Origin of the sequence: Anaeromyxobacter sp. SG66 (assembly GCF_022690805.1) — a bacterium.
Lineage (GTDB): Bacteria > Myxococcota > Myxococcia > Myxococcales > Anaeromyxobacteraceae > Anaeromyxobacter > Anaeromyxobacter soli.
This window is the reverse complement of sequence record NZ_JALCZC010000049.1, coordinates 22208-30017: the sequence shown is the minus strand read 5'-3', so window position 1 is coordinate 30017 and position 7810 is coordinate 22208. Positions and strand designations below refer to the sequence as shown.

The window sequence follows — 7810 nt, the reverse complement described above, 5'->3', positions numbered from 1 at the left end:
TTCCCGAGGCAGAGGACGAGGACCGGGACGCTCACTCCCCCGCCCCCGCATCGGCACCGTCATCCTCGGTGGACACCCGCCGCCGGATCACCTCGCGCACCGCGCCGTCCGGCCCGCGCACGGTGACACCTCGGGACGGGCCGCATAGGTTTCCTGCCTCTCCTCCGGTTTCCTCACGAGACCGCACGCAGTCGCGCACCCGCGCCGCGCGCCTCCCGACCGGGCGCCCCGCCTCCCCGAGACAGACATGCCCGCCGCCGTTCAGCCCGCCGCGTCTCCCCCGTCGAGCCTCACCGATCTCAAGCACATGAAGGTTGCGGAGCTCGCGAAGCTCGCCCGCAGCCTGGAGATCGAGGCGGCGGGGGCGATGAAGAAGCAGGACCTCATCTTCGCGATCCTCCAGGCCCAGTCGAAGGTCGCCGAGGAGAAGAAGGAGGACATGGAGGTCGGCGGCGAGGGCACGCTCGAGGTGCTCCCCGACGGCTTCGGCTTCCTGCGCAGCCCCGACTTCAGCTACCTGCCCGGTCCGGACGACATCTACGTCTCGCCCTCCCAGATCCGCCGCTTCAACCTGCGCACCGGCGACACCGTGCGCGGGACGGTGCGCCAGCCGAAGGACGGGGAGCGGTATTTCGCGCTCCTCCGGGTGGACTCGATCAACGGCGAGCAGCCCGAGGAGAACCAGTCGAAGGTCCTCTTCGACAACCTGACGCCGCTCTACCCGACCGAGCGCCTCGCGCTCGAGCACGATCCGAACGAGATGACGACCCGGGTCGTCGACCTGTTCTCGCCGATCGGCAAGGGCCAGCGCTGCCTCATCGTCTCGCCGCCGCGCGCCGGCAAGACGGTCCTCCTCCAGAACATCGCGCACGCGGTCACCACGAACCACCCCGAGTGCACCCTCATCGTGCTGCTCATCGACGAGCGGCCCGAGGAGGTGACCGACATGGAGCGGACCGTGAAGGGCGAGGTCGTCGCCTCGACCTTCGACGAGCCCGCCACGCGGCACGTGCAGGTCGCCGAGATGGTGATCGAGAAGGCGCGGCGGCTGGTCGAGCACAAGAAGGACGTGGTGATCCTGCTCGACTCGATCACCCGCCTCGCCCGCGCCTACAACTCGGTCGTCCCCCCCTCCGGCAAGATCCTCTCCGGCGGCGTCGACTCGAACGCGCTCCACAAGCCCAAGCGCTTCTTCGGCGCGGCCCGCAACATCGAGGAGGGCGGCTCGCTCACGATCATCGGCACCGCGCTCGTCGACACCGGCAGCCGCATGGACGAGGTGATCTTCGAGGAGTTCAAGGGCACCGGGAACTCCGAGATCGTGCTCGACCGCAAGATGATGGAGAAGCGGATCTTCCCCACCATGGACATCGGGAAGAGCGGCACGCGCAAGGAGGAGCTGCTCCTGCCGGCCGACTGGCTCTCGAAGATCTACATCCTGCGCCAGACCATCCTGAACGGCCTCGACAACGTCGAGGCGATGAAGTTCATCCTCGACAAGTTCCGCCAGGTGAAGAACCACGAGGAGTTCTTCAAGATGATGGTGGGCGGGGGCAAGTAGGCGCCCGAGGCGGCGCGCGCACGCCGGGGTTGACGCAACCCCCCGATCCGACTAGATCGCCCAGTTCCACATCATCATCACCGGGCCCGGACCATCGGCAGACCTGCCCGATGCAAGCGGCCCCGAGGTCACCATGAAGGAAGCGCTCCACCCCGACTACAAGCCCGCGAAGGTCACCTGCGCGTGCGGGAACGTCATCGAGACCCGCTCGACGCGCGGCGACTTCCACATCGAGATCTGCGCCCAGTGCCACCCGTTCTTCACGGGCAAGCAGAAGATCATGGACACGGCGGGCCGCATCGAGAAGTTCAAGACCCGCTACGCGGCGACGCCCGCGAAGGCCGAGGCGGCGAAGAAGGCCGAGCCCGTCAAGGCGGAGCCGGCCAAGAAGGCCGAGGCGCCGAAGGAGAACCGCGCGGCGAAGCGCGCCAAGGCGGGCAAGTCGGCGAAGCCCAAGGCCGAGGCGGCGCCCGCCGAGCCGGCCGCCGAGGCGAAGGGCGAGTAGCCCTCGAGAGCTCCGGTGCAGCGACGAGGCGGCGTCCCCCCGGGCGCCGCCTCTCGCATTTCAGGGGTGGGCACACCCCGCACCTTGAACGCGCACGGGGGGACGGTCTACAGGTCGCCGTCGTGCGGCAGGGACTCGTCGAGTACGCGGTCATCACCGGGGCGCTCGTCGCGCTCGCCGCCGGGGCGATCGCGCTCTACGGCGACGAGCTGCGCGTGACGCTCGGCGTGCGTCCGCAGCCCGCCACGGCCCGCCCCGCCCAGCCCCCCGCCGCGGCGCCGCCCGCGCCCTGACGACCGAAGCGCCGCGCGCACGTGGGCCCCAGGCCCTCCGCGCTGCTATCCTCGCCCGGTGACCCCGCTCGTCCTCATCGTCGACGACGAGAAGCCCAACCTCGACTCTCTCGCGCGGATCTTCCAGCGCGAGGGCTGGCGCGTCGCGCTCGCGGAGAGCGGGGCCGCCGCGCTCGAGGTGCTGCGGCGCGAGCGCGTCTCCGCGGTGGTGACCGATCTCATGATGCCCGGCATGAGCGGCGAGGAGCTGCTCCGGGCGGTGAAGGCGCTCTCGCCCGAGACCGAGGTCGTGCTCATGACCGCCTACGGGACGGTCGAGACCGCGGTCGCCGCGATGAAGGAGGGCGCCTACGACTTCATCACGAAGCCCGTGAAGCGGCACGCGATCGTGAAGTCGGTCCGGCAGGCGATCGAGCGCGCCTCGCTCGTCGCGGAGAACCGCGCGCTGCGCGCGCAGCTCGCCGAGCTCTCCTCGGGCGCGGTGGGCGGGCTCCTCGGCAACGCGCCCGCGTTCCGCGCCGTGCTCGACACGCTCCGCCAGGCGGCCCCGACCTCCGCGACCGTGCTCCTCGCGGGCGAGAGCGGCACGGGCAAGGAGCTCGCCGCGCGGCTCGTGCACGACCTCTCCCCGCGCGCCGCGGGCCCGTTCGTCCCCATCAACTGCGCGGCGATCCCGGAGAGCCTGCTCGAGTCCGAGCTCTTCGGGCACGAGAAGGGCGCGTTCACCGGCGCCGCGGCCCGCAAGGAGGGGCGCTTCGAGCGCGCCCACGGCGGGACCCTGTTCCTCGACGAGGTCGGAGAGATGTCGCCGTCGGTGCAGGTGAAGCTCCTCCGCTTCCTGCAGGACGGGGTGCTCGAGCGCGTCGGCGGCACCGAGCCCCTCCGGGTGGACGTGCGCGTCGTCGCCGCGACGAACAAGGACCTCGCGGCGGAGGTGAAGGCGGGGCGCTTCCGCGAGGACCTGTTCTACCGGCTCGACGTGGTGTCGGTGCGCCTGCCCTCGCTCCGCGAGCGGCGGGAGGACGTGATGCTGCTCGCGGGCGCGTTCCTGCGTCGCTTCGCCGAGGCGAACGCGAAGCCCATCTCGGGGTTCTCGCCCGCGGCGGTCGCGGCGATCGAGCGGTACGCCTGGCCGGGCAACGTCCGCGAGCTCCTGCACGCCGTCGAGCGCGGGGTGATCCTCACGCGCGGCGAGGCGGTGGAGCTCGGCGATCTGCCCGAGGCGGTGCGGGCCGCGGCGGGCCCGGCCGGCGCGCCGGCGGCCGCCCCGGCCACGCTCGCCGTGCCCCTCGGGACGACGCTCGACGAGATCGAGCGGCTGGTGATCCGCCGCACGCTCGAGCACACCCGCGGCGACAAGAACCTCGCCGCCCAGCTCCTCGGCATCGCCGCCCGGACGATCTACCGGAAGCTCGATCGGGACGAGGAGGGGCGCCTCGTCGAGCCCGTTCCGGGGGGCGACGAGCCGGACGCCGAGCGCTGACAAACTGGCAGCGACTCCAGCTCCCGCGGGTCGCGTTTGCCAAATTGGCATCCAGCGCCGCCACGCCGCCGGTGCGGTGGGCGAGCAGCCGGGATTTCCCTGTGGCATCCAGGGGTTGACCAGGGTATCCGGCACGAGGGCGTGGCATGGCCGTTGCTCCCTCCCCGCGCGGCGCTCCCATGCTCGACCTCTTCTTCCGCAAGTACGCCTGGACGGCGAACCTCGCGCTGCTGTTCGTGGCGGCGTGGCTCGCAGCCAAGACGGTGAACACGCTCGCGGGCGCCGCGATCCGTCCGGAGCCCCGGGCGGACGTCGCGAGCCTCCCCACCGCGCCGCCGCGCCCCACCCTCCCCGCCACGCTCGACGTCGACAAGCTCTTCAAGCTCATCGGACAGGAGCCGCCGCGCGAGGTGGAGGCCGACGTCGCGCAGGCGCCGCTCGCCCCCCAGAACTGCGACGATCCGCACGCCGCGCCGACGAAGAGCGACCTCCGCCTGCAGCTCGTGGTCGGCGTCATCGCCGAGCGGGCGCGCCAGTCCCTCGCGACGATCCTCGACCTCAACACGCGCGAGGCGAAGGTCGTCGGCGTGGGCGACGAGGTCGGCGGAGCGAGGCTCCTCGGGCTCGAGCGCGTGCGGGACGACGCGGACGCCACCGGGAACGGGTTCCGCCTCGTCGCCATCGTCTGCAACAAGGGGACGAAGGAGTACCTCGACTTCGAGGGCGGCTCGGCGTTCGCCTCGGGCGGCGAGGCCTCCGGCAACCTCGGCTTCGCGCCGGTGCCGCCGCCCACGCGCGGCGGGCCCGCGCCGGGTGGCCGCGCGCCCATGGAGGGCGTGCGCGAGGTCGGCCAGAACAAGTACGAGATCGAGCGCGGCGTCATCGACTCGACGCTCGGCAACCTCAACACCATCGCGACCCAGGCGCGCATCGTGCCGTCCTTCAAGAACGGCGCCGCGAACGGGTTCAAGCTCTTCTCCATCCAGCCCAACTCGCTCTACGCCTCGATCGGCATCGAGAACGGCGACGTCATCCAGCGGGTGAACGGATACGAGATCAACTCCCCCGAGAAGGCGCTCGAGCTCTATCAGAAGCTGCGCGAGTCACAGCGCGTGACGATCGAGCTGGAGCGCGGGGGACAGGTCATCCGCAAGGAGTACTCCATCAGCGGCCCGTGACGCAGGGTCGAAAGCCTTCCATGCGCAACCGCCTCGCCACGCTGCTCGTCCTCGTCCCGGCCCTCGTCTCCGCGCAGGTGCCGATCCGTCCTCCCCCCGGCGGCGACACCGCCGGCCCGCGCCCCGCGCCCCCCCGCCCGCCCGCGACGGCCACGCCCGGCGCGCCACGCCCCGTGACGCCCCCCGTGACGCCCCCCGGGGCGCAGGGCCAGAACGGGCGCCCGGCTCGCCCGGCGGCGCAGCAGCCCCAGCAGCCGCAGACGTTCCGCCCCGCGGAGCGCTGCGTCCCGATGCAGGGGCGCTTCATGCTGCAGTTCAACAAGGCCGACATCGCCGACGTGCTCGAGCAGGCGAGCCGCTGGACCTGCCGGAACTTCATGTTCACGGAGGACGTGGCGCGCGGGAAGATCACGCTCCTCTCGAAGACGCCGGTGACCGCGGAGGAGGCGTACGCGGCGTTCATCGCGGCGCTCAACTCGAACAACATCAGCGTGTACCCGACGGGCAAGTACTTCAAGCTCGTCCGGACCGCCGACGCGAAGAAGAACCCGATCCCCACCTACGTGGGCGATCAGGCGACGCCGTACAGCGAGCAGCCGATCACGAAGGTGATCCGCCTGAACTTCGCGGACGCCGATCAGCTCCGCGGGATCATGGGTAACTTCATCTCGCCCCAGGGCGCGGACATCCAGGCGATCCCGCCCAACATGCTGATCGTCACGGACATCGGCCTCAACATCCGGCGCATCGAGCGGCTCATCGAGGCCATCGACCGCGCCGGCGCGGGCGAGCTCGTGCGCATCGTGCAGATCCGCTTCGCGTCGGCGAAGGACATCGCCGACAAGGTGAACCAGATCTTCCAGGCGCAGCAGGGCGGCGCGCGCGGCGCGGGGCGGAGCCGCACCGTGCTCTCCTCGCCGACCTCGCCGGCCCGGCCGGGCGCCATCCCGCCGCGCCCGCCGCAGGCGGCCCCGGACGTGTCCGGCTCCGTGGAGGTGTCGGTCTCCAAGGTCCTCCCCGACGAGCGGACGAACAAGCTCATCGTGATCGCGGACGAGAAGAGCTTCCAGCGGCTCATGGAGCTCATCGAGCAGCTCGACGTGCCGACGAGCGCGGAGGGCGGCATCCACGTCGTGTTCCTCAAGAACGCGAACGCGGAGGAGCTCGCGCAGACGCTGTCGAACCTCGCCCAGGGCACGGCGGCCGGGAAGCGCACCGGCACCACCGCGCCCGGCGCTCCCGGCGCGCCCGGCGGGCTCTCGCCGACGCCCGTCCCCACCGCCATGGGCACGCCGCCCGGGGCGCCGCCGTCCGCGCGCCCGGGCGGCGCCTCGGACGTGACCGCGTCGCTCTTCAGCGGCGACGTGAAGGTCACCGCGGACAAGGCGCAGAACGCCCTCCTCGTGCAGGCGAGCGGCGCCGACTTCCAGGCCATCCAGCGGCTCGTGGAGAAGCTCGACCGGCCGCGCCGGCAGGTGTTCGTCGAGGCCGTGATCATGGAGGTGAACCTCAACGACTCGACCCAGTTCGGCGTGGGGGCGCACGGCGTCGTCCCGGTGGACTACAAGGGCGAGAAGGGCTTCATCCCGCTGGCGTCGGAGCCGGGGCGCGTCTCCTCCTTCAACCTCAACAACGTCATCTCGCTCGGCGGGTTTTTGACCGGCTTCAACGGCCCCTCCTCCGGGGTCGTCGAGGATCTCCTCGGCGTGAAGCTCCCGTCGCTCGGGATCCTCGTCCAGGCGCTGCAGTCGAGCTCGGACGTGAACGTGCTGTCGACCCCTCACATCCTCGCCTCGGACAACGAGGAGTCGGAGATCACGGTCGGACAGAACGTGCCGTTCCAGGCGGGCTTCGCGCCGCAGGGGCTCTCCAACCTGCTGTCCGGGACCACCGGCGGGACGTCGGCGCTCGGCTCGACGCTCGGCATCGGCGGGCTCTCCTCGCTCTACGCGCCGATCCAGCGGCAGAACGTGGAGCTCCGGCTCAAGATCAAGCCGCAGATCAACGAGGGCGGCAACGTCCGGCTGGCGATCGAGGAGCAGACCGAGGAGATCGTCGACCGCGACACGCAGCTCGGCCCCACGACCGCGAAGCGCAGCGCGAAGACGCTCATCGTGGCGAAGGACCAGAGCACCATCGTCATCGGCGGCCTCATCCAGGAGCGGAACGTCCGCAGCGTCAAGAAGATCCCGGTCCTCGGCAGCCTGCCGATCTTCGGCTGGCTCTTCCGCGACACGACCACCACGAAGCAGAAGACGAACCTGCTCCTCTTCCTCACGCCGTACATCATCCGGGACGAGACGGACTACCGGCGCATCTACGAGCGCAAGCGAAAGGAGCAGCAGGACTTCATCGAGCAGTTCTACGGACGGCAGCCGAGCTACCAGGTCGCGGTGGACTTCACGCGCAAGGCCGGGCCGTACTCGAAGATCCGGGCGGGCGTGTCGGAGGAGTCACTGAAGCTCGAGAACGGCGGCACGGGCGCGCCGGGCGAGCGGCTCATCGCGCCGCCGACCGGAGCGCCCCGGCCCGAGCGGGCACCCGCGACGCCCGGTGAGCAGGACGGCGCGCCGACCGAGCCCGAGTCCGGCGTCGCGCCCGGCGACGGGGAGCCCAGCGCCGGGGAGCGTCTCGAGGTCCAGCCCGAGGCGCCCGCGCCTGGCGAGGCCGCGCCCCCCGCGCCGCCGTACGGCGGTGCGCCGCCGGCGGGTCAGCCCCAGCAGCCCCAGCCGCAGCCGCAGCCGCAGCCGCCGGAGGAATGATCGGACGCGCCGCGCCCGTTGCACGAGA

General features: G+C 71.5%; 6 protein-coding genes. All 6 read left to right on the top strand.

Features of this window, described 5'->3' with window-relative positions:
• Positions 1–247: 247 nt before the first annotated feature.
• The 6 genes from rho (at position 248) to gspD (ending at position 7782) form a co-directional block, all read left to right on the top strand.
• Entirely contained in the window at positions 248–1561 is a 1314-nt protein-coding gene (rho, locus tag MNZ39_RS14330) for a transcription termination factor Rho (protein ID WP_242339639.1), read from the top strand.
• A 133-nt stretch (positions 1562–1694) separates the two neighbouring features.
• Complete coding sequence (gene rpmE / locus MNZ39_RS14325) at positions 1695–2066, top strand: 50S ribosomal protein L31 (protein WP_242339637.1); 372 nt, start codon at positions 1695–1697, stop codon at positions 2064–2066.
• A gap of 122 nt (positions 2067–2188) precedes the next feature.
• On the top strand, positions 2189–2359 hold the full coding sequence (locus tag MNZ39_RS14320; protein ID WP_242339635.1) for a hypothetical protein: 171 nt from the start codon (positions 2189–2191) through the stop codon (positions 2357–2359).
• Between the two features lie 58 nt (positions 2360–2417).
• Entirely contained in the window at positions 2418–3842 is a 1425-nt protein-coding gene (locus MNZ39_RS14315; protein ID WP_242339633.1) for a sigma-54 dependent transcriptional regulator, read from the top strand.
• A 146-nt stretch (positions 3843–3988) separates the two neighbouring features.
• Positions 3989–5020 (top strand): type II secretion system protein GspC, encoded by a 1032-nt coding sequence (gene gspC / locus MNZ39_RS14310; RefSeq protein WP_242339631.1) that lies wholly within the window; start codon positions 3989–3991, stop codon positions 5018–5020.
• A 20-nt stretch (positions 5021–5040) separates the two neighbouring features.
• Positions 5041–7782, top strand: a complete 2742-nt coding sequence (gene gspD / locus MNZ39_RS14305; protein ID WP_242339629.1) for a type II secretion system secretin GspD — start codon at positions 5041–5043, stop codon at positions 7780–7782.
• The last annotated feature ends 28 nt before the right edge of the window (positions 7783–7810 follow it).